The organism is Ensifer sp. 38_S197 (assembly GCF_056924495.1).
This window is the reverse complement of sequence record NZ_JBXOVZ010000002.1, coordinates 1,583,114-1,604,523: the sequence shown is the minus strand read 5'-3', so window position 1 is coordinate 1,604,523 and position 21,410 is coordinate 1,583,114. Positions and strand designations below refer to the sequence as shown.

Annotated in this window: 26 protein-coding genes and 1 tRNA gene; 8 read left to right on the top strand and 19 right to left on the bottom strand. The window is 63.3% G+C overall.

Features of this window, described 5'->3' with window-relative positions; genetic code table 11:
• Positions 1-26: 26 nt before the first annotated feature.
• Entirely contained in the window at positions 27-1,016 is a 990-nt protein-coding gene (locus tag AC1Z3V_RS20855; RefSeq protein ID WP_483501449.1) for an MBL fold metallo-hydrolase, read from the bottom strand.
• A 192-nt stretch (positions 1,017-1,208) separates the two neighbouring features.
• Here AC1Z3V_RS20855 and AC1Z3V_RS20850 point away from each other — a divergent pair, with 192 nt between their 5' ends.
• Positions 1,209-2,618 (top strand): DHA2 family efflux MFS transporter permease subunit, encoded by a 1,410-nt coding sequence (locus AC1Z3V_RS20850; protein WP_483501447.1) that lies wholly within the window; start codon positions 1,209-1,211, stop codon positions 2,616-2,618.
• Between the two features lie 62 nt (positions 2,619-2,680).
• Here AC1Z3V_RS20850 and AC1Z3V_RS20845 read toward each other — a convergent pair whose 3' ends face one another.
• Genes AC1Z3V_RS20845 through AC1Z3V_RS20835 form a run of 3 tightly spaced genes read right to left on the bottom strand, consistent with a single transcriptional unit; the run spans position 2,681 to position 5,380 of the window.
• Complete coding sequence (locus tag AC1Z3V_RS20845; protein ID WP_429812324.1) at positions 2,681-3,061, bottom strand: VOC family protein; 381 nt, start codon at positions 3,059-3,061, stop codon at positions 2,681-2,683.
• A 1-nt stretch (position 3,062) separates the two neighbouring features.
• Complete coding sequence (locus AC1Z3V_RS20840; RefSeq protein ID WP_429812327.1) at positions 3,063-3,800, bottom strand: RlmE family RNA methyltransferase; 738 nt, start codon at positions 3,798-3,800, stop codon at positions 3,063-3,065.
• Positions 3,797-5,380: a Ppx/GppA phosphatase family protein gene (locus tag AC1Z3V_RS20835; RefSeq protein WP_483501445.1), complete on the bottom strand. Its 1,584-nt coding sequence runs from the start codon at positions 5,378-5,380 to the stop codon at positions 3,797-3,799. The genes AC1Z3V_RS20840 and AC1Z3V_RS20835 overlap by 4 nt, the downstream gene beginning before the upstream one ends.
• A 372-nt stretch (positions 5,381-5,752) precedes the next feature.
• Here AC1Z3V_RS20835 and AC1Z3V_RS20830 point away from each other — a divergent pair.
• Positions 5,753-5,826: transfer RNA gene (locus tag AC1Z3V_RS20830), tRNA-Gln, on the top strand.
• 89 nt (positions 5,827-5,915) lie between these two features.
• On the opposite strand, the gene ggt is transcribed toward AC1Z3V_RS20830, so the two are convergent.
• Complete coding sequence (gene ggt, locus AC1Z3V_RS20825; RefSeq protein ID WP_483501443.1) at positions 5,916-7,520, bottom strand: gamma-glutamyltransferase; 1,605 nt, start codon at positions 7,518-7,520, stop codon at positions 5,916-5,918.
• Between the two features lie 217 nt (positions 7,521-7,737).
• Here ggt and AC1Z3V_RS20820 point away from each other — a divergent pair, with 217 nt between their 5' ends.
• Complete coding sequence (locus AC1Z3V_RS20820; protein ID WP_429812335.1) at positions 7,738-7,986, top strand: hypothetical protein; 249 nt, start codon at positions 7,738-7,740, stop codon at positions 7,984-7,986.
• A gap of 147 nt (positions 7,987-8,133) precedes the next feature.
• On the opposite strand, the gene AC1Z3V_RS20815 is transcribed toward AC1Z3V_RS20820, so the two are convergent.
• Positions 8,134-9,273 (bottom strand): fumarylacetoacetate hydrolase family protein, encoded by a 1,140-nt coding sequence (locus tag AC1Z3V_RS20815; protein ID WP_483501441.1) that lies wholly within the window; start codon positions 9,271-9,273, stop codon positions 8,134-8,136.
• Between the two features lie 255 nt (positions 9,274-9,528).
• On the opposite strand from AC1Z3V_RS20815, the gene AC1Z3V_RS20810 reads away from it, so the two are divergent.
• The gene (locus AC1Z3V_RS20810; RefSeq protein ID WP_429812340.1) at positions 9,529-9,966 is read left to right on the top strand and encodes a hypothetical protein; all 438 of its coding nucleotides are present in this window, start codon (positions 9,529-9,531) and stop codon (positions 9,964-9,966) included.
• A gap of 91 nt (positions 9,967-10,057) precedes the next feature.
• Here the strand turns inward: AC1Z3V_RS20810 and AC1Z3V_RS20805 are convergent, their stop codons facing one another.
• Entirely contained in the window at positions 10,058-10,678 is a 621-nt protein-coding gene (locus tag AC1Z3V_RS20805) for a TetR/AcrR family transcriptional regulator (protein ID WP_483501439.1), read from the bottom strand.
• Positions 10,679-10,783: 105 nt separating this feature from the next.
• On the opposite strand from AC1Z3V_RS20805, the gene AC1Z3V_RS20800 reads away from it, so the two are divergent.
• Entirely contained in the window at positions 10,784-11,524 is a 741-nt protein-coding gene (locus AC1Z3V_RS20800) for an SDR family NAD(P)-dependent oxidoreductase (protein WP_483501438.1), read from the top strand.
• 135 nt (positions 11,525-11,659) lie between these two features.
• Here AC1Z3V_RS20800 and AC1Z3V_RS20795 read toward each other — a convergent pair whose 3' ends face one another.
• The 3 genes from AC1Z3V_RS20795 to AC1Z3V_RS20785 form a co-directional block, all read right to left on the bottom strand.
• Positions 11,660-12,913 (bottom strand): NAD(P)/FAD-dependent oxidoreductase, encoded by a 1,254-nt coding sequence (locus tag AC1Z3V_RS20795; RefSeq protein ID WP_483501436.1) that lies wholly within the window; start codon positions 12,911-12,913, stop codon positions 11,660-11,662.
• Positions 12,914-12,935: 22 nt separating this feature from the next.
• Positions 12,936-13,151, bottom strand: a complete 216-nt coding sequence (locus AC1Z3V_RS20790; RefSeq protein WP_483501434.1) for a hypothetical protein — start codon at positions 13,149-13,151, stop codon at positions 12,936-12,938.
• 162 nt (positions 13,152-13,313) lie between these two features.
• Positions 13,314-13,478, bottom strand: a complete 165-nt coding sequence (locus AC1Z3V_RS20785; RefSeq protein WP_173515678.1) for a DUF1328 domain-containing protein — start codon at positions 13,476-13,478, stop codon at positions 13,314-13,316.
• A gap of 227 nt (positions 13,479-13,705) precedes the next feature.
• Here AC1Z3V_RS20785 and AC1Z3V_RS20780 point away from each other — a divergent pair, with 227 nt between their 5' ends.
• Positions 13,706-13,903 carry a hypothetical protein gene (locus AC1Z3V_RS20780; RefSeq protein ID WP_483501432.1) on the top strand — a complete coding sequence of 66 codons (198 nt, stop codon included), beginning with the start codon at positions 13,706-13,708 and terminating at the stop codon, positions 13,901-13,903.
• Between the two features lie 247 nt (positions 13,904-14,150).
• Here the strand turns inward: AC1Z3V_RS20780 and AC1Z3V_RS20775 are convergent, their stop codons facing one another.
• Both AC1Z3V_RS20775 and AC1Z3V_RS20770 read right to left on the bottom strand, forming a co-directional pair.
• Complete coding sequence (locus tag AC1Z3V_RS20775; protein WP_483501430.1) at positions 14,151-14,348, bottom strand: CsbD family protein; 198 nt, start codon at positions 14,346-14,348, stop codon at positions 14,151-14,153.
• A 47-nt stretch (positions 14,349-14,395) separates the two neighbouring features.
• Positions 14,396-14,719 carry a hypothetical protein gene (locus AC1Z3V_RS20770; RefSeq protein ID WP_483501428.1) on the bottom strand — a complete coding sequence of 108 codons (324 nt, stop codon included), beginning with the start codon at positions 14,717-14,719 and terminating at the stop codon, positions 14,396-14,398.
• A gap of 495 nt (positions 14,720-15,214) precedes the next feature.
• On the opposite strand from AC1Z3V_RS20770, the gene AC1Z3V_RS20765 reads away from it, so the two are divergent.
• A complete protein-coding gene (locus AC1Z3V_RS20765; protein ID WP_429812360.1) occupies positions 15,215-15,463 on the top strand; it encodes a glycine zipper domain-containing protein in 249 nt (82 codons plus the stop codon).
• Between the two features lie 51 nt (positions 15,464-15,514).
• Here the strand turns inward: AC1Z3V_RS20765 and AC1Z3V_RS20760 are convergent, their stop codons facing one another.
• Positions 15,515-15,712, bottom strand: a complete 198-nt coding sequence (locus AC1Z3V_RS20760; RefSeq protein ID WP_429812361.1) for a NepR family anti-sigma factor — start codon at positions 15,710-15,712, stop codon at positions 15,515-15,517.
• Between the two features lie 177 nt (positions 15,713-15,889).
• Here AC1Z3V_RS20760 and AC1Z3V_RS20755 point away from each other — a divergent pair, with 177 nt between their 5' ends.
• A complete protein-coding gene (locus AC1Z3V_RS20755; RefSeq protein ID WP_429812364.1) occupies positions 15,890-16,687 on the top strand; it encodes a response regulator in 798 nt (265 codons plus the stop codon).
• A gap of 6 nt (positions 16,688-16,693) precedes the next feature.
• Here AC1Z3V_RS20755 and AC1Z3V_RS20750 read toward each other — a convergent pair whose 3' ends face one another.
• The 6 genes from AC1Z3V_RS20750 to AC1Z3V_RS20725 form a co-directional block, all read right to left on the bottom strand.
• A complete protein-coding gene (locus AC1Z3V_RS20750; protein WP_483504124.1) occupies positions 16,694-17,824 on the bottom strand; it encodes an AI-2E family transporter in 1,131 nt (376 codons plus the stop codon).
• Positions 17,825-17,960: 136 nt separating this feature from the next.
• On the bottom strand, positions 17,961-18,131 hold the full coding sequence (locus AC1Z3V_RS20745; protein WP_429812366.1) for a hypothetical protein: 171 nt from the start codon (positions 18,129-18,131) through the stop codon (positions 17,961-17,963).
• Positions 18,132-18,304: 173 nt separating this feature from the next.
• Positions 18,305-18,652, bottom strand: coding sequence for a RidA family protein (locus AC1Z3V_RS20740; RefSeq protein ID WP_060516475.1), 348 nt, complete (start codon positions 18,650-18,652; stop codon positions 18,305-18,307).
• A gap of 172 nt (positions 18,653-18,824) precedes the next feature.
• On the bottom strand, positions 18,825-19,652 hold the full coding sequence (locus AC1Z3V_RS20735) for an ABC transporter ATP-binding protein (protein WP_483501424.1): 828 nt from the start codon (positions 19,650-19,652) through the stop codon (positions 18,825-18,827).
• Positions 19,649-20,491, bottom strand: coding sequence for an ABC transporter ATP-binding protein (locus AC1Z3V_RS20730; RefSeq protein ID WP_429812372.1), 843 nt, complete (start codon positions 20,489-20,491; stop codon positions 19,649-19,651). Before AC1Z3V_RS20730 ends, AC1Z3V_RS20735 begins: the two co-directional genes overlap by 4 nt.
• A 2-nt stretch (positions 20,492-20,493) precedes the next feature.
• Positions 20,494-21,402: an ABC transporter permease subunit gene (locus tag AC1Z3V_RS20725; RefSeq protein ID WP_429812374.1), complete on the bottom strand. Its 909-nt coding sequence runs from the start codon at positions 21,400-21,402 to the stop codon at positions 20,494-20,496.
• Positions 21,403-21,410 lie beyond the last annotated feature (8 nt).

Here is a 21,410-nt window from a genome sequence, read left to right as displayed (position 1 = left end):
TTCGCGAGACACAGCCCGGGAGTCGGTCAGATATCGAGCTGATAGCTGACGGGCACGAAGCGATAGCCCTCGCCCAGTTTCTCGACGAAGCCGACGGCCGGGAACGGCATGTGGTAGCCGATGAAGGGCAACCGCTCGCTGGCGATCATGTCGAAAACCCTGCGGCGCGTCTCTGCCGCCTTCGCCTTGTCCATGTCGAAGCGCACTTCCCAATCCGGGCGCTGCAGCGACAGCACGTAATGGTTGGCGGTATCGGCCGTCAGCATCATGCCCTTGCCGTCGGAATCGAGCCGGAACACCATGTGGCCCGGCGAATGACCGAAGGCGGCAACAGCCGAGATACCGGGCACGACCTCGGCGCCATCAGCGATGAAGGTCGCCTTTTCCGCAAGCGGCACCACCTTCTCCAGTACCGCCTTGCGCCCGTTTTCCGCCGGCGTGCCGGCGCGTGCGGGATCCGTCCAGAAGGCGTATTCGGCTTCGCCCATCACGTAACGGGCATTCGCGAATGCCGGCTTGCCGGCTTCGATGAGACCGCCGATGTGATCGCCATGCATATGGGTCACCACGACGACCGAGACCTGCTCCGGCGCGTAGCCTGCGGCGCGGATACTCTCGGCGAGATGCCCCAGACCGGCTTGGCGGCCGCTCTCGCCCATGCCGGTATCGAAGAGCACGACATCCGTTCCGGTATCGACGAGAACCGGCGAGAAACTATTGACCAGCGCCTCGGTCGGCAGAAAGTTCTGTTGCAGCAATTCCGCAACCGCCTGCTGCGGCTGGTTGATGCCGTAGATCTCATGCGGTTTCTCGATGACGCGCCGGCCGTCATTGACGACGATGACCTTGAAGGCGCCGAGCTTGAGAGATCGGATCGGGGGATGGCTCGCGTACATGTGGGTCTTTTCCGCCTTTTCCTCAGCCGCTGCAACGCCGGTCATCAACGATGGCGCAGCCAGAACGCCAAGTGTTCCTGCCCCCATCGGGGTCCTGCGCTTCATCGACATTTCACTCATGATCCATTCCCGCCTTGCTGCCCTGTCGAATCCCGTTGCCCCAATGGACAACCGGGCCAGAAGTAGCGTCTTGACAGCAAAGGCCAGCCGGGATCACAGGCTTTTGATCCGCAATCACCGGTTTCGCCCCGACAAAAGCCATCACCAGCATTAGCTTCTCGCCATCGCTGACTGTCTCCGAAGCACCATTCCATGAACCGTATCGTCCCGATGATCCTCGCCGTCGCTCTCTTCATGGAGCAGATGGATTCCACCGTAATTTCCACGTCGCTGCCGGCCATCGCCCGCGACATCGGCGTCGGGCCGATCACCCTCAAGCTGGCGCTGACGGCCTATATGGTGGCGCTGGCGATCTTCATTCCCTTAAGCGGCTGGATGGCCGACCGCTTCGGCGCCAAGAAGATTTTTCGCGCGGCGATCCTCGTCTTCATCGCCGGCTCTGTTCTCTGCGCCATCTCCAACAGCCTCGTCGCCTTCGTCTTCTCGCGCTTCCTGCAGGGCATGGGCGGCGCGATGATGACGCCGGTCGCCCGCCTGGTGCTGGTGCGCGGCACGCCCCGCAGCGAACTCGTCTCGGCCATGGCGCTCCTCACGATCCCGGCGCTTGTCGGCCCCCTCGCCGGGCCGCCGCTCGGCGGCTTCATCACCACCTATTTCTCCTGGCACTGGATCTTCCTGATCAACGTGCCTGTCGGCATCGCCGGCTATATCCTCTCCGGCATCTATCTGCCGACCATGGAGCCGCGGGATCCGCCACCGGTCGATGTGCTCGGTTTCGTGCTCGGCGGAATTGCCGCGTCCGGCATCGTCTTCGGTCTCTCCGTGATCAGCCTGCCGGCTCTGCCGCCTGCCGTCGGTATCGCCTCGGTGGCGGTCGGCACGCTTTCAGCGCTGCTCTATATCCGCCATGCCCGGCGCCATCCGGCGCCGGTTCTCGATCTCAATCTCTTTAAAGACAGCGCGTTTCGCGCCGCCTCGATCGGCGGCACGATCTTTCGCATCTCGGTCGGCGCGGTGCCCTTCCTGATGCCCTTGATGCTACAGGTCGGCTTCGGGCTCAATCCGTTCCAGTCCGGCCTCATCACCTTCATCGGCGCGGTCGGCGCCATCACCACCAAGTTCTACGCGCGGCGCGTGCTCGCCTTCGCCGGCTTCCGCACGACACTGATCCTCGCCGCAATCCTCGCCGCGATCACCACCTTCGCCAACGGCTTCTTCACGCCGGCAACGCCCTACCTGCTGATGATCACCATCTTGCTGATTGCAGGCTTTGCCCGTTCCTTCTTCTTCACCAGCGTCAATGCGCTCTCTTTCGCAGACATAGACGATGCGGATGCCAGCAAGGCGACCTCGATGAGCGCGGTGCTGCAGCAGATCAGCCTGGCGCTCGGCGTCGCCGTTGCCGGCGCGATCCTCGAAATCGAAACCAAGCTCAGCGGCGGCCCGCTGCAGCTCGACGATTTCCACACCGCCTTCATGATCATCGCCGGCGCCAACCTGATCGCGGCGATCCCGTTCCTCACCATGGCGAAGAACGCCGGCGCCTCGGTTTCCGGGCACCGGCTGCCGGTGCGCGAAGTCGAGTCGACCGCGGGCAAGTAGGAAATTTCAGGACTTCAAGTGGCGACCTGCGTGCGAAGGAATGCGCCCGTCCGTTGCGAGAGCTATTCCGGGCGCTCGCAGACGGCGGCGATCTTGTTGCCGTCGAGATCGCGCACCCAAGTGCCGTAAAAATTCGCATGGAACGGACGCAGCCCCGGCGCGCCCTCGTCCGTGCCGCCATTGGCAAGGGCTGCCGCGTGGAAGGCATCGACGGCCGAGCGCGTCTCGGCTCTGAGCGCGATGCTCACGCCATTGCCATAGGTGGCGGGCTCGCGGTTGAAGGGCGTCACCACCCAGAAACGGATGCGGTCGCCCTCGGATCCATAGCCGATCTCGGTCTCATCCTGCCGCTGGCGGCGGTAGCCGAGCGCCGGTAGCACTGCATCATAGAAGGAGCCGGCGCGCTCGAGATCGTTTGTTCCGACGGTCACGTAGAGCAGCATGCTATTCAGCCGCCTCGTCTTCGGTTTCCGTCTCGCTGCCGGCCTTCTGGCGTCCCTTGAAGCCCTTGGCGAGCAGGAACATTTCGACCGATTCGGCGCGCGACGACGCCGGTTTCACATGGATGACCTGGCGGAAATTCTGCTTGAGCATGTTGAGCAGGTCGCGCTCCGTGCCGCCCTGGAAGGTCTTCGCCAAGAAATGTCCGCCCTCGGCGAGCACGTCGACCGCGAAATAGGCGGCGACCTCGCAGAGATGCATGGTGCGCAGGTGGTCGGTCTGGCGATGGCCTGTCGTCGGCGCCGCCATGTCGGAGATGACCAGGTCCGGCGTGCCGCCGATCGCTTCCTTGAGTTTGCCCGGCGCCTCCGGGTCGAGGAAGTCCATCTGCAGGATACGCACACCCGGGATCGGGTCCACTTCGAGGAAATCGATGGCGGCGACGCGCGGATCGGCATCGGTCGAATTGGTGACCTTGGCGGCGATCTGCGACCAGCTCCCGGGGGCGGCACCAAGGTCGATGATGCGGCGGGCGCCGTTCAGGATCTTGTGCTTCTCGTCGATCTCCAGGAGCTTGAAGGCCGCGCGGGCGCGATAGCCTTCGAGCTGGGCGCGCTGCACATAGGGATCGTTGATGTGGCGCTCCAGCCAGCGGCGGGAGGATGCCTTGAGCTTGCCCTTCTTGACCTTCTGGCCAAGCTTGCGGCCGCTGCGGTTGCCGCCAACAGGGGGTTTTGTCATGCCTTGTTTCCTTCCTGGCTGCCGGCATTGGCGCCGCGCTGGTGACGGCGCGGCCGCGAGCGGCGCCAGGCTCCGTCATCCGCCATCATATCGGTCAGCAGCCCCTCGCGCAGGCCGCGATCGGCAACACGCATGCGCGTCGACGGCCAGCGGCGGCGGATAGCCTCGAGAATTGCGCAGCCGGCGAGCACCAGGTCGGCGCGATCCGGACCGATGCAAGGATTGGCGGCGCGCGCATTGAAGTCCCAGGAGAGCAGGCGCGCCTGCATGGCCGAGACTTCGTCGTCGGTGAGCCATAGGCCATCGACGCGGCGGCGATCATAACGCGGCAGGTCGAGATGCACGCCGGCAAGCGTGGTGACCGTGCCCGACGTGCCGATCAGGTGGAATCCACTGCCGGAAGCGCCGTTTGCCAGCGCCTCGACCGGGGGGCTTTCGAAGCGGGCAAGCATGCCCTCCACCTCATTCACCATCGCCTCGAAACTTGCCGGCGTCACATGCTGGCCACCATGGCGCTCCGAGAGCGTGACGACGCCAACCGGCAGCGAGGTCCAATGGGTGATGTGGTTGGCAAGCCGGTTCGAGCGCGAATCACCGATCCTGATGACGGCGATCTCTGACGAACCGCCGCCGATATCGAAGAGCACCACCGAACGCGTCTCGCGATCGACGAGCGATGAGCAGCCGGAGACGGCAAGCCGCGCCTCGGTTTCGCGGTTGATGATCTCCAGTTCCAGCCCGGTTTCGCGCGCCACCCGCTCGAGGAAGCTCTCGCCGTTTTCGGCGGCACGCGCGGCTTCCGTCGCAATCAAGCGGCTGCGGCGGATCGTGCGGGCGCCGAGCTTCGAGGCACAGATCTTCAACGCCTCCACCGCGCGCTCCATCGCCTCGTCCGACAGCCGGCCGCTGGCACCGAGCCCCTCGCCCAGGCGAACGATGCGCGAAAAGGCATCGACCACCCGGAATTGGCCCGGGCGCGTCGGCTGCGCGATCAGCAGGCGGCAATTGTTGGTGCCGAGGTCGAGCGCGGCATAAAGCGGCGCCGGCGGTTCGCTGGCGGCAACATATGGCGTGCGCGGCTGATCGGCGCGCTGGCCCGGCCGCGGCTGTGACGCCGTCTGCCCATTGGAAGCGGAAGCCGCGGACCGCGCGTTGCCGCCATCGGCAGCCCTTTGCTGTACCGGCTGGCGCTCGCCGCTCGTCAGCGGACGGCCCTGGAGGCCACGACGATGCCGGGCCTTCTTGCTGCGCTTGTGGCCCTTGCGCTCGCCGAGCGACGGCTCGACGACTTGCGCGCTGCCGCCCTGCTGCGCGGACGGGCCTGTGGCCTGCTGCTTTGCGGATTTCGAACGACGACGCCGTTTGCGCTTGCGCGCCGGTTCCGCATCGTTCTGTCCTGCGGGACGCCCTGCCATGCCGGCAGTGCCGGGCTGGCTGGCAATTGCAGACGGCGAAGCAGACGACTTGCGTCGTTTCCGCTTGCCCTTGCCGTTGCGCGGACCGAGCCTCGATCCATCACTGCGGCCTGCTGCCGACGCCCCGGATTCGGACGGCTTTTCGCCGTGATCGGGGTCTTTCACTTGTCTCAACCATGGCGCCGCGCAAGCCCTTGGGCCGCTCAAGGCGCTCTCTCGATTTTTCGTTGGCGCGACTGTACCAGCGCAATCCCCATTCGCCAAACTGTTTTTGACTGCGTCGCCAAGGGCTAAGCCCGGATGCGGCCAACTCTGCGGACAACAATATGCTCAGCACCTCTGCCTCGGCACGCTCACCACTGCCGCTCGCCCGCCAATGCGCGGCACCACCGCGCACCTTCGACGCCGCAAATCGGTGCAAAAATCCTGCCGCCACATCGAGATCGCATTTTTTTGCCAAAAGGTATTTGCATTGGCCGCCGTTTTGTTTATAAGCCCGCCACACCGACGCGACGGGCAGCGCCCGACAGCGCACCTTGGGGAATAGGTTAACGGTAGACCAGCGGACTCTGACTCCGTTAGTCCTGGTTCGAATCCAGGTTCCCCAGCCAATCTCTTCCGCAATAGACGCAATTTTGCCGCGCACCCGGCACCGTCGCATGTTGTCGCGTGCGATGTGCCCAACGGCAGTCCGCCAACCCTAAAATGCCAACGCGCAGCCGTCCTTGCGCGGGTCCGAGCCTGCCTGCAAGACGCCGTTGATCGAATCGATCAGGATCGCCTGGCCGCCGCCATGCGGCATCTCCGCCATCTTCACCTCATGGCCGAGCGCCGCGAGCCCTTTCAGCACGTCCTCGCGGATGCCGCGTTCGGCCTCGAAGCGGCCCATCTGGTGGAAGCCGCGGGCGCAGTCGATCGCCTCCTGCACATTCATGCCGAAGTCGACGATGTTGGTCAGCACATGGCTCTGCCCGACCGGCTGGAAGCCGCCACCCATCACCCCGAAAGACAGCCACGGCCGGCCATCCTTCATCGCCATCGCCGGGATGATGGTGTGCAGCGGGCGTTTGTGCGGCCCCACGCAATTGGGGTGCGCAGGATCGACGCGGAAACCGATGCCGCGGTTATGCAATAGTACGCCGGTCTTCGGGCTGCTGATGCCGGTGCCATACGACCAAAACAGCGAATTGATGAAGGAACAGGCATTGCCCTTTTCGTCGACCACGCTGATGTAGACGGTGTCGCGATAGGTGGTGGCACCCGCCGGACCGGCGACCGGCATGGCCTTCTTCAGGTCGATGCGGCTGCGCAGCTCGTCGGCAAAGGCAGCGGAAAGCAGCTTTTCTACCGGCACATCGGCAAAGTCGGGATCGGCGACATATTTGTCACGCGCCTGGAAAGCGAGCCTCGTGGTCTCGGCTTCAATATGGAAACGCTCGACGCCGACCGGATCGTATCTCCCCAGATCGAACCCGCTCAGGATATTGAGCATCAGCAAGGTGGTGATGCCGACGCCGCTTGGCGGGATCTCCAGAAGTTCTATCCCGCGATAGGTCGTGGAAATCGGATCGACCCAAAAGGCCTCTTGTGCGGCGAAATCGTCGAGCGCGTGCGTGCCGCCGAGGCTGCGCAGGTAGCCCACCATGTCCTCGGCGACCCAGCCTGAATAGAAACCGTCACGGCCATTGGCGGCGATCTCACGCAGAACCTTCGCATGCTCGGGCTGGCGGAACAGTTCGCCCGCTCTCGGGGCGCGACCATCCCTCAACCACATGCGCGCACTGTTTGCGTCCGCTTTCAGCTTGTCTTCGTTGCGGCTCCAATCGACGGCAACCCGTTCGGTGACCGCAAATCCCTCCTCGGCATGGCAAATGGCGGGCTGCAGCAGGTCGCCCAGCGGCATGGAGCCGAAACGCTGGTTCAGCTTGCTCCAAGCATCGACCGCGCCGGGAATGGTGACCGCATGCACCGAGGTGAGCGGGATCTCCTTCAGTCCCTGCTTCAGCAGGTGTTCGGCGGTGAGGCCCTGGGGCGCTCGGCCCGATCCGTTGAGGCCGAAGACCCGACTGCCATTGGCAACATCGGTGCCGGCGGGAGCGAAGAGAACGAAATTGTCGCCGCCGATGCCGGTCGAACCCGGCTCCACCACGCATTGCACGGCGCAGGCGGCAATCGCGGCATCGGCGGCATTGCCGCCGCGGCGCAGGATCTCGATGGCCGTGAGCGTGGCAAGGGCGTGCGAGGTGGCGGCGGCGCAATGCCGACCCATGACGACGGAGCGGCCAGGCAGGTGCAGGTCACGCATGGGGCAGGAACTCCAAAAAACCGAGAACAACTCAGGCGCACGAACCTAAGCGTCTGCCGGGCGGATGGAAAGGCTGCAGTTGATGCGCCTGCGCCGCAACCGGTCGCCCGGCGCTTGGCGCAGAAGCGAATAGCGAAACAGCACGTCCGGGCTGCCCAACGTCCCGCAAGAGGCGCATAATCTCGTCCCTTCCAAGCGATCAGGCGGAGGACGGCCGATGTTCGATGCTGGCAAAAAGACGGACGCTGAATATGCAATCGAGTACATCCAGGAAAATCCGGAAGCCGGTCTTTGTTGCGAGGATCAGCGCTGGTGGATTACGCCGAACGCGAACGAGACCGATCAGCAGATCCTGTTCCTCGACGCCGTCGAGGCGGAGCGCCTGAAGGACGATGCACGCCTTCAAGCTGTGCCTGACATCGCCCACCCTGGCCGAGCTCTCTGGATCATGCGGAAGATGACTTAAAGCACGTCGCGATCCTTCGGATTCGCTCCTTGCTTTAAGTCCTTGATATTTCGCATGTCGTTATCGCAAAACCGCCGCACACTTTTGCGCGACATGTTTTAAGGGCGTCGAACGGACTGCGACCGACGGAGGAAAAGCTGGCCTGCGCTAGAGCAGCCCCCGTCCCGCAAGGTTGCGCATCAGCGCCGCCGCGCCGAAGCTCCAGGGCGCACAGTCCGTCGAAAGCCGGACGGTGTTGGTCAACCGGCCGAGCTCCGCGTTGGCGATCGTCACGACGTCGCCCAGCTTGTGGGTGAAGCCCTGGCCGGGTTCGTCGCGGTCTTCGACGGGAGCGAAGAGCGTGCCCATGAACAGCATCAGGCCATCGGGATATTGGTGGTGCGGGCCGATGGTCTGGGCGACGAGGTCGAGCGGGTCGCGGCTGATCTCCGCCATCGAGCTTCGGCCGGTGAGCCGGTAGCCGTCCTCCCCTTCGACGAACAGGGTGAGCTCGGCCTTGCGGACATCGTCGATCGCGTAGGTTTCGTCGAACAGGCGAATGAAGGGGCCGATGGCACAGGAGGCGTTGTTGTCCTTGGCCTTGCCGAGAAGCAGCGCGGAGCGGCCCTCGATGTCGCGCAGGTTGACGTCGTTGCCGAGCGTTGCGCCCTTCACCTGGCCGCTGGAGGAAACCGCGAGCACGATCTCCGGCTCCGGATTGTTCCAGTGCGAGGCGGGGTGCAGGCCGACATCGGCGCCGGGACCGACCGCCGAAAGCACCTGGGCCTTGGTGAAGACCTCGGCATCCGGGCCGATGCCCACTTCCAGATATTGCGACCAGACGCCCTCCTCCTGGAGTGCTGCCTTGACGCGGGCGGCCTCCGGCGAGCCGGGCTTCAGGTTGCGCAGGCTGTCGCCGATGACGGCGGTGACGCGGCTGCGGATCGCTTCGGCACGGGACGCATCGCCCGCCGCCCGCTCCTCGATGACGCGCTCGATCATCGAGCGCGCGAAGGTGACGCCGCAAGCCTTCACCGCCTGCAGGTCCGAGGGGGCAATCAGATGCAGGGTCGATGCATCCGCCTTCCGCGCGAGGCAGTCCTCAAGCGAGGCGAGTCGGTCGCCGGAAACGGAGCGCAGATGCGCGACCGGATCCGGAAGCTCGAGCAGGTCGCACATGGTCGGCGTCGTTTTCGAGGTGATATCGAACAGAGCGCCGTCGCGGATCGTGACAAGCGACGGCCCGCCGAGATCGGGCCGCCAGACGCGGCCGACAAAAGTGCCCTTGCTAAACGCTGTATCGGTCATGCTACCTCTTCCTCCATGAGCGCTCTATCTCTTGCAGCCGAGAAGAGGGCTGTAAAGCCGGCGGCGGGGTGAACGTCCCCTGGGTTGCAATATCCGGAACATTGCAAATTTTCACGCGTTTACGGTTATGCCACGCGCCCACCGGGCGCCCTTGTCGCTTCGCGACGGCGCGAAATCCGTTGCCCCACGACTGTTCGGGAAGGTTCAGGAGCAGTCGTCTGCGGCCAGGAGGACGCCAAGAAAAGGATGAACGCAATGAACCAGCACGAAGAGTTCAAGGACAAGCCGGTAATCGATCCGGTGACCGGTCAGCCTATGCCGCAAACGCAGATGAGCGATGTGCCTCCGGCCCGCTCGGGGCGCAGCAACTGGCCGATCGTCATCATCCTGCTCGCCGGTCTGGTATTGGCGCTGATCGCCTGGCTGCCGGCCGAACTGAGCCGCGATACGGCCGACACGGCCGCACCGCCGCCGAAAGCGGACCAGCCGGCTACTGGCCAGGCAACCCCTAACACGACGGCACCGGGCACGACGGGCCAGGCTACTCCGCCGGCTGACACCGGCACGGCACCTTCCAGCGGAACGGCGACGCAGCCGGCGCCGCAGCAGGGCAGCCAGACACCCGAAACACAGGGTTCGACCCCGAACTCCACCCCGGGCACCACGCCCAACATGACGCAGCCCGCGCAGTAACGGCTGACCGATACCCGTGGCCCGGAGGGCACGCCCTCCGGGCCATTCGCGGTCAGGACGGCAAGCGTCACGCGGCAGACCGAGCGAGCGCTCAGTTCGGCTTGATCGATGCCGCGATCATCGCATCCCACCCCGCGGCGGCGCAGTCGGCGACTGCCAGCAGGGTTTCTCGTGTCGCCCCGTCGCGCGCTTCGATCGACATTCCGTGCTGAAGCGAAGCGACATAGGCAGCGATTGCCGCGCATGGGGTGCCTTCCGGCAAGTCGCCTTCGGCGACGCCGCGCTCAAACCGACGCTCCAGCGCAACCTGTTTCTCGAGCCGACGCATCTTCAACGCGTCGCAGACTTCCGCATCCCCACCCTCCATCTGCGGCGCAGAGAGCACGACCATGCAGCCGCGCGGTTCTCTGCCGCGGGTGAAGTTGTCGGCGGTCCGCCTCAGAAGGTCGTGTACCGCCGCCTTGGCCGTTGGCGCCGCCTCCAGATCATCCCAGATGCCGGCGCCATCCGTCCGGCCATAGAGATCGACCGCTTCGATGAAGAGCCGTGCCTTGCTGCCGAAGGCGGCGTAAAGGCTTGGCGGCTTCAGCCCCATTGCCTGGGTCAGATCCGCAAGCGACGTGTTGTCATAGCCCTTATCCCAGAATAGCTGCATGGCATGCGCCAGCGCCTCCTCTCGGGAAAAATTGCGTGGACGACCGCGGCTCGGCATGAGAGCAATTCCTTTCTGTATCGATCAATACATAAATCGCTTGACAGCGCCTGGCAAGTTGTCTCTCCATATGTGTATCGATCACTACAAATATGGAGAGACGCGGTGACGAATCTGAAAGACAAGGTGGCGCTGGTGACGGGCGGCAGCCGTGGCATCGGCGCGGCGATCGCAAAGCGGCTGGCGACGGAAGGCGCGACCGTGGCGGTGACCTACAGTCAATCCAAGGCGAAGGCCGAGGCGCTGGTGACGGAGATCACGCGGGACGGCGGCAGCGCGTTGGCAATCAAGGCGGACAATCGCGAGGCGGGCGCCGTCGAGGCCGCCGTCCGGACGGTCGCCGAAAAACACGGCCGCATCGATATCCTCGTCAACAATGCCGGTATATTCGATGCCGGAACGGTGACGGAGGTGACCACTGAAGACTTCGACCGCACAATCGACATCAATGTGAAGGCCGTGTTTCTTGCGACGCGCGCCGCGGCTGCGCATATGCCCGAGGGCGGACGCGTCATCTCGATCGGCAGCAACCTCGCCGCCCGCGTTCCCTGGCCCGGCATGAGCCTCTATGTGCTGAGCAAGAGTGCACTTGTGGGATTTACCAAGGCGGTGGCGCGCGACCTCGGGCCGAGGGGGATTACCGTCAACGTCGTCCATCCCGGCTCGACGGATACGGACATGAACCCCGCCGATGGCGCGCACGCCGGTCCGCAGCGCGGGCTGATGGCGATCCCGCGCTTCAACGAAGCAAGCGATGTGGCAGGTGTCGTCGCCTGGCTTGCAGGTCCTGACGGCCGCAGTGTCACCGGCGCCGAATTCACCATCGACGGCGGCACCAACGCCTGAAGCCGCTTGCAACAAACGAACAAGACCGGAAACATTGCTCCGGCCTTGTTCAAACGTTGCGCGCAGCCTGCCCGCACATGCTTGAAACGACGCGTTTCCGCACGGAAAACCACCCGATATCCTCGCGGGATTGCGTCAGGCCAGAAAGCGTTCCGGGCGGTAGGGCGCGATATCGATCACGGTCTTTTCGCCGGTCATGGCCTCTGCCAGCGCCCTGCCCGTCACGGGCCCGAGTGTCATGCCATGATGCGCATGGCCGAAGGCGAACCACAGGCCCTCGTGGCGCGGCGCCTTGCCGATAATGGGCATCATGTCCGGCGTGCAGGGACGCGCCCCCATCCACGGTTCCTCGTCGCGGCGTTCGGCGAGCGGGAAGAACTCGCGCGCCACCCGCTCGGCGCGCGTCAATTGCACTGGCGTCTTCGGCGCGTCGCGCCAGGCAAACTCGGCGCCGGTCGTGAGGCGCACACCGCGCAGCATCGGCGCCAGAAAGTAACCTCTCTCGGCGTCGAGCACCCAGTTGTTGAGCTCAGCGCCCTCCTGCATGCCGTAGTGCATATGGTAGCCGCGCTTGACCGCGAGCGGGAAGTGATAGCCGAGCTTGCGGGTAACCGTGTCAGCCCAAGGGCCGAGCGCCACGACGACTTCGCGGGCCTCGAGCGGGCCCTCCGGTGTCGCAACACGCCAGCCGGGACCTTCGAGCACATGCTCGGTCGTGGCCGCGTCGCCGGACACCAGGCGCCCGCCGAGCGATTGGAAATAGGCGAGATAGGCCTTGTTGAGGCTGTGCGGGTCGCGGATCGACCAGGGATCGCTCCAGCGCAGACCGCCAACGAGGTCGGCCCTGATCGACGGTTCTATCGTCTTCAGCTCGCTGGTCGAGAGTTTCTGGTGATTGACGCCGAAGCCGGCCGAAAGCTTTTCCGCCTCCTTGTAGGCGGCGTCTCGCTGCTTCTCGGTGCGGAACACCTTCATCCAGCCGTCTTTGCGGATGAGTTCGCCGGCTCCGGATGCTTCGATCAGGTCCTGATGTTCGCTGATCGAATGCTCGATCAGCGGGGCATAGAGATGGGCGATGCGCTGGTGCTGGGTAAAGCCCGAATGCCACCAATAGCGGGCCAGGAACGGCACCAATCCCGGCAGGGCACGGAAGTGGTAGTGGGCATCGATGGTGTTGTTCAGCGCGTAGCGGAAGAGCGCCCCGAAGTCGTGCGGGAAGCCATAGGGAAACACCCCTTCGCGCTGGATCAGGCCCGCATTGCCGTAGGAGGTTTCCTCGCCGGCACCGCGACGGTCGAGCAGCACCACCGACTTGCCGCGCCGCGCCAGATGGATGGCGGTGGAAATGCCGACGATGCCGGCGCCGAGAACCACTACATCAGTCTTCATTTGCGGCTGCCCCATTATCCGATCAAGTCAAGCCGCGGCTTCGCCAAAGCCAAGGCGCCAACGTCATTTCTTCTTCAGCGCGCCAAGCGGCATGGCAGAGACGACGAAGGCAAGATGCGTGATCGTCGCCCCACGTCTGATGTTCGCTCGAATATTGCTGCGTGCTCAAGAAGATCCGCAGCACATGGGTGGAGTAGGTTGCCACGATCGAAGAGGCGACCTTGATCTTCAGCCACATTCCAGCGATTTCACGATGCTCGGTACCCTCAAGCAAAAAGCTGCGGTTTCGGCATCAATAGCCAAGCGGGGCCGCAAGGGCAAGCAGACCAAGCCGAGGGTCAGATGCAGGAAGGGCGACGTTGCCGCCGCCCGTGTCGAACCCGCTCAAATTTGCGACCGCTCAGCCTCGACGCACCAGACCCGCAACCAGCGAAATCACCAGGAAGACGAGGAAAAGGAAGAAAAGGACCTGCGCGATACCCGCGGAGGCACCCGCGATGCCACTGAAACCAAGTACACCCGCTATGATTGCCACAACGAGAAAGACAAGTGCATAGTATAACATAGCAATTCTCCTTGCCAGGATCACTGCAGAGCAAACGCCACAACTATCACTTTGTTCCGAATGGCATATGGAATGCGATCTACGAGAACCTTCATCTCCACAGAGCATTAACCCATCATTTACCACGATAAACAAAAGAGTCCCGAATCGAGACTGTTTGTACAGGAAACGCCCGGAACCTTCGCGATACTCTGACGTTCCTCCTCCATGGAATATGCAGGGTCGAAATGAAAATGCCGGCAGCACATATCTGGAAAACGGCGGTTGAAGCGGGTCGGGAGAGAAGGGATATCCGGGACCGGAATCTCCACATCGGCAAGACGATGCGCGAGCTATACCTCAACAGCAGCGAAGATCAGAGCGCGAAACTCGATCATCTCCTCAAAGAACTTCACCGGCGCGAACGGATAAAAAAGAAGAAATAGGCCAAACGCCGCAGGTATATAAAGAGCATCCGCGACCAACATCGGGCGTGTGGTTTTATTATATTTTCTCTTTACCGCATTCGCATTTGAACATCACTGGGAAATAATTCCCCCCTTGAAGTGGCGCGATATCCAGTGCTTCCCTATAACCCGTCGCGATCCTTCAGATTCGCGCCCTTGCGTCTCATGTTTGGACATTTCGCATGTCCTTATCGCAAAATCGCTGCGGACTTTCGTGCGGCATGCCTCAGCGCCGAGACATCCATTCGTCGATCTGTCGCTCCGCTTCGTCGCGCGCGACCCCGTAACGGGCTTGAATGCGCCCCGCAAGCTCCTCCCGGCGACCATCGATGATCTCGAGGTCGTCGTTGGTGAGCTCGCCCCAATGCGCCTGGACCTTGCCTTTCAGTTCATGCCATTTGCCTTCAACGATATCCCAATTCATTGCTTCGCCTTTCGGTTGATGACGCCGCGGCGCGGCGCCTCGTGAACTCAATTGCGGCCCTTCGCATTGCTGTCGCCGCGTGCAGCGACGGCATAGCTGCCGTCATCCACCTGCACCTTGACCTGCAGGCGACCTGAAGCGGTAACGTGCCACTCGATCGTCGCATCCTCCACAAACAGGGCCGGATCGACCTCGGCACAGGCACCATAGGCATGCTTGAAGCTCCCGGCGGTCGCCTCGATCGCGGGCGAAAGCAGTTCCCGGCATTCGTCTACGGTTTCGAAGGCTTCGATCGGCGCCGGCACCTCACGGCAGGCATCCGTGGCCTGCGTGCAGCCGACCAGGACCATGATGGCAGCGATATGTTCCATGGGCATGTTCCCAACGTCAAACCTGAGAACGGCAAACGGCGATGCATGCCCTCCCGTTCCGCCGGCCGAGATCAAATTTTTGTTGGAACCTTTGCCCGCGCAATGCGTTCGCCGCGCCCGTGCCTCGCGCCTTAGATTCGAAGAAACACCACTCCGGCAGCGGTCACTGCCGCCGACGAGGACGACTGTCCGATACAACTGCCGTCGCTAGATGCGATGCCCGAGCAGAGGCTATGGAACAAAACGCCGCAGTCGTCGTTTTCGCAACGATAACAAGTGCTGCGACTGCGGCCGAGCGATGGAGGAGAGGCTGGGAGGCAAACACACACCACACGGAGCTCGCTCTTTGCGAGCAAGTCAAAGCTGGCCAATGACGCGGCACGGGGTACGAGAGATGCCTCATTGTCGTCATTCTGTTCGTCATCAGTCCCGGCAAATCAATTTCTAGCAACCGATTCTATGTTCAACAGAGCAACCTTCGGATAGGAACGCGTCATGAAAAAGATACTGATCGTAGCAAGCCTCATTCTCCCACTGGCCGCCTGCACGCAGACCGAAAAGGGTGCGGCAATCGGCGCAACCGGTGGCGCCATCATCGGTGGCGCAGCAACCGGCAATGTCAGAGGTGCAGCCGTCGGCGCAGCGGTTGGTGGTGTCGCCGGTGCGCTCATCGGACATGCCAACGAGCCGGGCCGCTGCATCTATCGCGACCGCTACGGCCGCCGCTATGAGGCCGCCTGCTGATCGGCATGACAATGGAGAGACGGGCCAAGGCCCGTTTCTCCACAAAGCGGGTTAGGACGCGCGTTCCGCCGCTTCCGCTTTCTCCAGCTTTTCAAGTAGATCGATGAAGAGGTCGGGAACCGGCTCCTGTTCCAACGCCTGGTATAGCGCCTTCAATCGGGCGCCGATCAATTCATGGGCATCCGGGACCTCTGCGGCCACACCCAATTCTCTACCCCGCCCATCCCGTCTTTCGATCGCGTCATCCATGCTCAGCCTCTACCACCGCTTGCCGTCTTTTCCATCCACCCGCGCGGGAGACCGATTCGGGAGTTCGCCGGATTTGCTCTAGGCCGAAAAACGTGTTCAAAACCATTCACGTATTCCGTCGGATCTCTCCTATCCTCAGAAAACAAACGAATCGTTTTGCACCTAAGGAAGTCGTTGATGTCACTTTCGACCCGGATCGCGCCACATCTGCCCTTTCTGCGCCGCTACGCCCGCGCCGTCACCGGTTCGCAGGCCGCGGGTGACGGTTATGTAGCCGCCGTTCTCGAGGCGCTCATCGAAGACATCAGCCTCTTTCCGGACACGTCGAACGATCGAATCAGCCTCTACAAGCTATTCTGCTCGCAGTTCGAGAAGATTTCGATCGATCGGACGGAAAACGCCTCGCCGTTTGCCTGGGAGCAACAGGCGGCCGCCAATCTCTCGCTGATTGCGCCCGCCCCGCGCCAGGCCTTCCTGCTCATCTCGGTCGAAGGCTTCTCGATCGCCGATGCGGCCGAGATCATGGGGCTGAGCCAGGGCGAGTTTTCAAAGCTGTTGACGGCTGCCTCGGAAGACATCTCGCGCCAGGTCGCGACCGACGTGCTGATCATCGAAGACGAGCCGCTGATCGCGCTCGACATCGAAGACATGGTAACCAGCCTCGGTCACAAGGTCACCGGTATCGCCCGCACCCATACGGAGGCGATGGATCTCTATCGCAAGACGTCTCCGAAGATGGTGCTCGCCGACATCCAGCTTGCCGATGGCAGCTCGGGTATCGATGCCGTCAACGAAATCCTCACGCAGGCCGCGGTGCCGGTGATCTTCATCACCGCCTTCCCGGAACGGCTGCTCACGGGCAAACGACCGGAACCCGCCTTCCTCGTCACAAAGCCGTTCAATCCGGACATGGTCAAGGCGCTGATCAGCCAGGCCCTGTTCTTCGATGAGCACGCACGCTCGGCCCGGCGGTGACGTGAACTAACCGGGAAGCTGTCGTTCCGACGGCTGCTCGTGCATTTCCTCTACAATCGCCATGGCGATCAGCGAAAGCGGAAGCGCCAACATGGCGCCGACGGCGCCCCACATCCATGTCCAGAAGATGATCGCCAGGAAGACGAGGAACGGGTTGACGTCGAGCCGGTGTCCCAGGATCGCCGGCATCACCAGATTTTCCATGGCAAGATGTACGACGAAGAAGGCTGCGGCCGGAGCGACGACCAGCAGAACCGTCTCGTGGGTCATCAGGCCGCCCACCAGCAATCCCGCGGTCATGGCGGTGACGCCGAGATAGGGAATGAAACTGGAGACGAAGGCGAACAATCCCCATAGCAGCGGCATGGCAAGCCCACCGACGAGCGCGATCAGCATCGTGACGACACCGAGCGCCAGATAGACCAGGCTGGCAATCGAGAAATAGCGCGCCAATGCCTCCTCGATCGCGTTCATGATGCGAATGGTGTTCAGGCGGCTTTCCCGGCTGGTAAACGCAAGGATCAGGGCCCGGCGCAATTGCAACCGTCCAAGCAGGAAGAAGCCGAGCGCGGCGAGGAAGATCAGTGTCTGAACCAGCGCCGGCGTCAGTCCGGCGACGACGAGACCGAGCATCGGCCCGGCATTCTTGATAACCGTGTCGGCCACCGCGTCTTCGCCCGCCCCTCGGGCGAGCGCCAGCCGGCCCCATTCGAACCGCTCGATGAACGGCAGCAGGCGCTCCATGACGCTCTCTGCGAGGCGAGGCGCCTGCTGAGCGAGGTCGCTCAACGGGCCGAGCAACGTGTTGACGATCGCCGATAGGCCAAGAGCGAAGAACGCCGCCAGAAGCAGGCCCCCCATGATGGGCGGCAAGCCGAACCGCGCCAGGCTATCGGCAGCACGCCCCAGCACGATGCCGATGACGATCGCCAGCGCAACCGGCATCAGGATCGTTTCCATGGTGTAGACGGCGGCCGAACAGGCAATCACGAAGAGGCCAACAATGCTCCAGGCCACGAGGATTTCGATTGCGTCGCGCTTCGGCGCGGCTGAAGGCGCTGCTGTTACGACCGCGATTTCCTCGTCGATGAGGCGCTTCGCCCTGTTCCGGGACGCGACCTGCCGCAACATTTCCACCATCATGCCTCGCTTTCTCTCATCCACCCGGATAGCGCCTCCCTGTGACGCGCGACGCGCGACCGCCTGCCAAGGCCTGATGCCCTGGCGGTCCAGCACTCATCGCAGAGAAGGACAGTTGTCGCCCGGCGCTCGATCAATGATGCTCCGGCGGGAAGACGTGCAGGGTCAGCGACAGCAGGCCGAGCCCCAAGATGATGATGAGCAAAGTATGGGCGACACCTGCTGCGGTGTACGGAACGAGACCAAATCCGATCAGGATGCCTGCGACAAGAAGGACACAGACCCGTGGCAGCCAATAGAGCATCGACAGTCCTCCCAAATGCGTTCGCCTGGTTTTTTGGCCGGTTTCTTGGATCGGACAGTTAACGTGCGGGCGTGTCGATTGGTTCCGCTGGCGCGCGCACGCAAGGCAACGAAAAACGCCGCCGGACCCGAGGCCCGGCGGCGCGGAAGAATGCGACGGTCGTACCGCGGGCCTTAGGCGGCGGCAGCGACGACGATAACTTCGACCAGATATTCCGGGGTCGCGAGCTTGGCTTCGCCGGTGGCGCGCGCCGGGGTATGGCCCTGCGGAGCCCAGGCGTCCCAGACCGAGTTCATCTTCGGGAAGTCGGCCATGTCGGCGAGCCAGATGGTGGCCGACAGAATACGGGTCTTGTCGGTGCCGGCGAGCGCCAGAAGACGGTCGACTTCGGCAAGCGCCTGCTTCGTCTGCGTCACGACATCGTCACCGGCATTGCCGACCTGGCCGGCGAGGTAAACGGTGTTGTTGTAGACCACGGCCTGGCTCATACGGGGGCCGGTTTCAAAACGCTTGATTTCCATGATCGTGTTCCTGAGGTTGGGCCGAACGGGTCCGTCCGGCCGAAAAGCGGCTGCCCGCCGCCGAAAGGCGAGAAGTGAAGGCGGCGCGACACCTCTACACGATCGCGCCCCCGAGTCAAAGAAGCCGGACAGTGGCTGCCCGGCTTCCTTGTTTCATTTCATTGGCGAAGGTTCAGGCGGCCCGTTTCTTGGCAAGCCGGGCCTTGATGCTCTCCACATCCGCACGCGGCGTCGCGGCAAACAGGGTCTTGGTGTAGCTGTGCTTCGGATCAGCAAAGACCTCGTCGCGGCTGCCATATTCGACGGCCTCGCCGAAATACATCACCATGACGTCGTCGGCGATGTAGCGCACGACCGAAAGGTCGTGGCTGATGAAGACGTAGGTCAGCTTGAACTCGTCCTGCAGGTCGGCAAGCAGGTTCAAGACCTGTGCCTGAACCGAAAGGTCGAGCGCCGACACCGGTTCGTCCAGCACCAGGAGCTTCGGGTTCAGCATCAGCGCGCGCGCAATGGCGATGCGCTGGCGCTGGCCGCCCGAGAACATGTGCGGGTAGCGGTTGAAGTGCAGTTCGGTGAGACCGACCTTCTTCAGCATCGTCATCGCCCGATCCCGGCGCTCGTCGGCGGGCGTATCGGTGTTGATGACCAGCGGCTCCATCAGGATATCGCCGATCTTCTGGCGCGGATTGAGCGAGCCATAGGGGTTCTGGAAGACGATCTGCACCTTGCGGCGCATCTCCGCCGTCATGTCGCCCTTGGCGATGTCGATCTTCTTGCCCTCGATCAGCAGTTCGCCCGAGGTTGCCGGGTCGATCAGGGTGAGAATGCGGCCAAGCGTCGACTTGCCGCAACCGCTTTCGCCGACGATCGCCAGGGTCTTGCCCTGTTGGACGCTGAAGCTCACGCCCTTGAGCGCGTGAACGGTCTTCGCCTTCTTCAGCAGACCGCCGGGGATATGGTAGTCGCGCACCAGGTTGCGCGCTTCGAGAATCACGCTCATTGGGCAGCTCCCTCATCGACGAAGAGTTCGGAAATCGTCGGCAGACGATCGCCGGTTGCGTTGTCCGGCAGGGCCGCCAGGAGTGCGCGCGTGTAGTTGCTCTTCGGGTTCTCGAAGAGCGTCAACACGTCGGCTTCTTCCATCTTGCGGCCCTTGTACTGGACGACCACCCGGTCGGCGGTTTCCGCAACCACGCCCATGTTGTGCGTGATCATGATCAGGCCCATCTTGTGCTCGGCCTGCAGCTTCATCAGGAGGTCGAGGATCTGCTTCTGGATCGTCACGTCGAGCGCGGTGGTCGGCTCGTCGGCGATCAGCAGCTTCGGGTTGCAGGCGATCGCGATCGCGATCATCACGCGCTGGCACTGGCCGCCCGACATCTGATGCGGGAAGTGGTTGAGCCGCTCGGCCGGATCGGGGATGCCGACCGCCTCGAACAGTTCGATCGCCCGCTTACGCCGGGCGGCCTTGTCGAGGCCCATATGGACGCGGAGCACTTCCTCGATCTGGAAGCCGACCGTGAAGCACGGGTTGAGGCTGGCGATCGGCTCCTGGAAGATCATGGCAATGTCCTTGCCGACGATCTTGCGTCGCTCATTGGCCGACATGCCGAGCAGGTCGCGGCCGTTGAAGGCCAACTTGTCGGCCGTGACTTTCGCCGTCCACGGCAGAAGTCCCATGGCCGCCAGCATCGACACGGACTTGCCCGAGCCGGATTCACCCACGATCGCCAGAACTTCGCCCTCGTGGACCTTCATCGACACGCCGTTGACGGCGCGGAAGGGGCCGGAGGCCGTCTGGAATTCGACGACCAGGTTTTCGATTTCGAGAAGCGCCATGATCAGGACCTCTTCAGCTTGGGGTCGAGCGCATCGCGCAGGCCGTCACCCATCAGGTTGATCGCCAGCACCGTGATCAGGATCGCGATGCCCGGCAGCGTGACCACCCACCAGTGGCTGCTGATGAACTCGCGTGCTTCGGCGAGCATCGTGCCCCATTCCGGTGTCGGCGGCTGGGCGCCCATGCCGAGGAAGCCGAGGGCCGCAGCATCGAGAATGGCGCTCGAGAAGGAGAGCGTCGCCTGGACGATCAGCGGTGCCATGCAGTTCGGCAGGATCGTCTTGAACATCAGGCGACCATGGCCGGCACCGGCAACCTTGGCGGCAACGACATAGTCACGGGTCTTTTCGCTCATGACGGCAGCGCGCGTCAGGCGCACGAAGTGCGGCTGGAAGACGAGCGCGATGGCGATCATGGCGTTGACGAGGCCCGGGCCGAGCACCGCGACGAGCACCAGGGCCAGCAGCAGCGACGGGAAGGCAAGGATGATGTCCATCACGCGCATGATGACGGTATCGACCCAGCCACGGAAGTAGCCGGCGATGACACCGAGCGCGATGCCGCCGACGAGCGACAGCGTCGTCACGATGACGCCGACGAACAGCGAGAAGCGGGTGCCGTAGATCAGGCGGGACAGCATGTCGCGACCGACGGCGTCGGTGCCGAGCAGGAAGTCGGCGCGGCCGGCCTCCTGCCAGACCGGCGGGACCAGCACCGCATCGCGGTACTGTGCCACCGGATCATGCGGGGCGATCCACGGCGCGAAGACGGCGAGCAGAACGAGGAAAAGGAAGAACACGAGGCCGATGACGGCGCCACGGTTCTCGGAGAAATAATACCAGAACTCGGCCAGTCGCGCCCGGCGGGACGGATCGGTCGAAACGGCGCTTGTTGCAGCAGCTTGAGACATGACGCCCT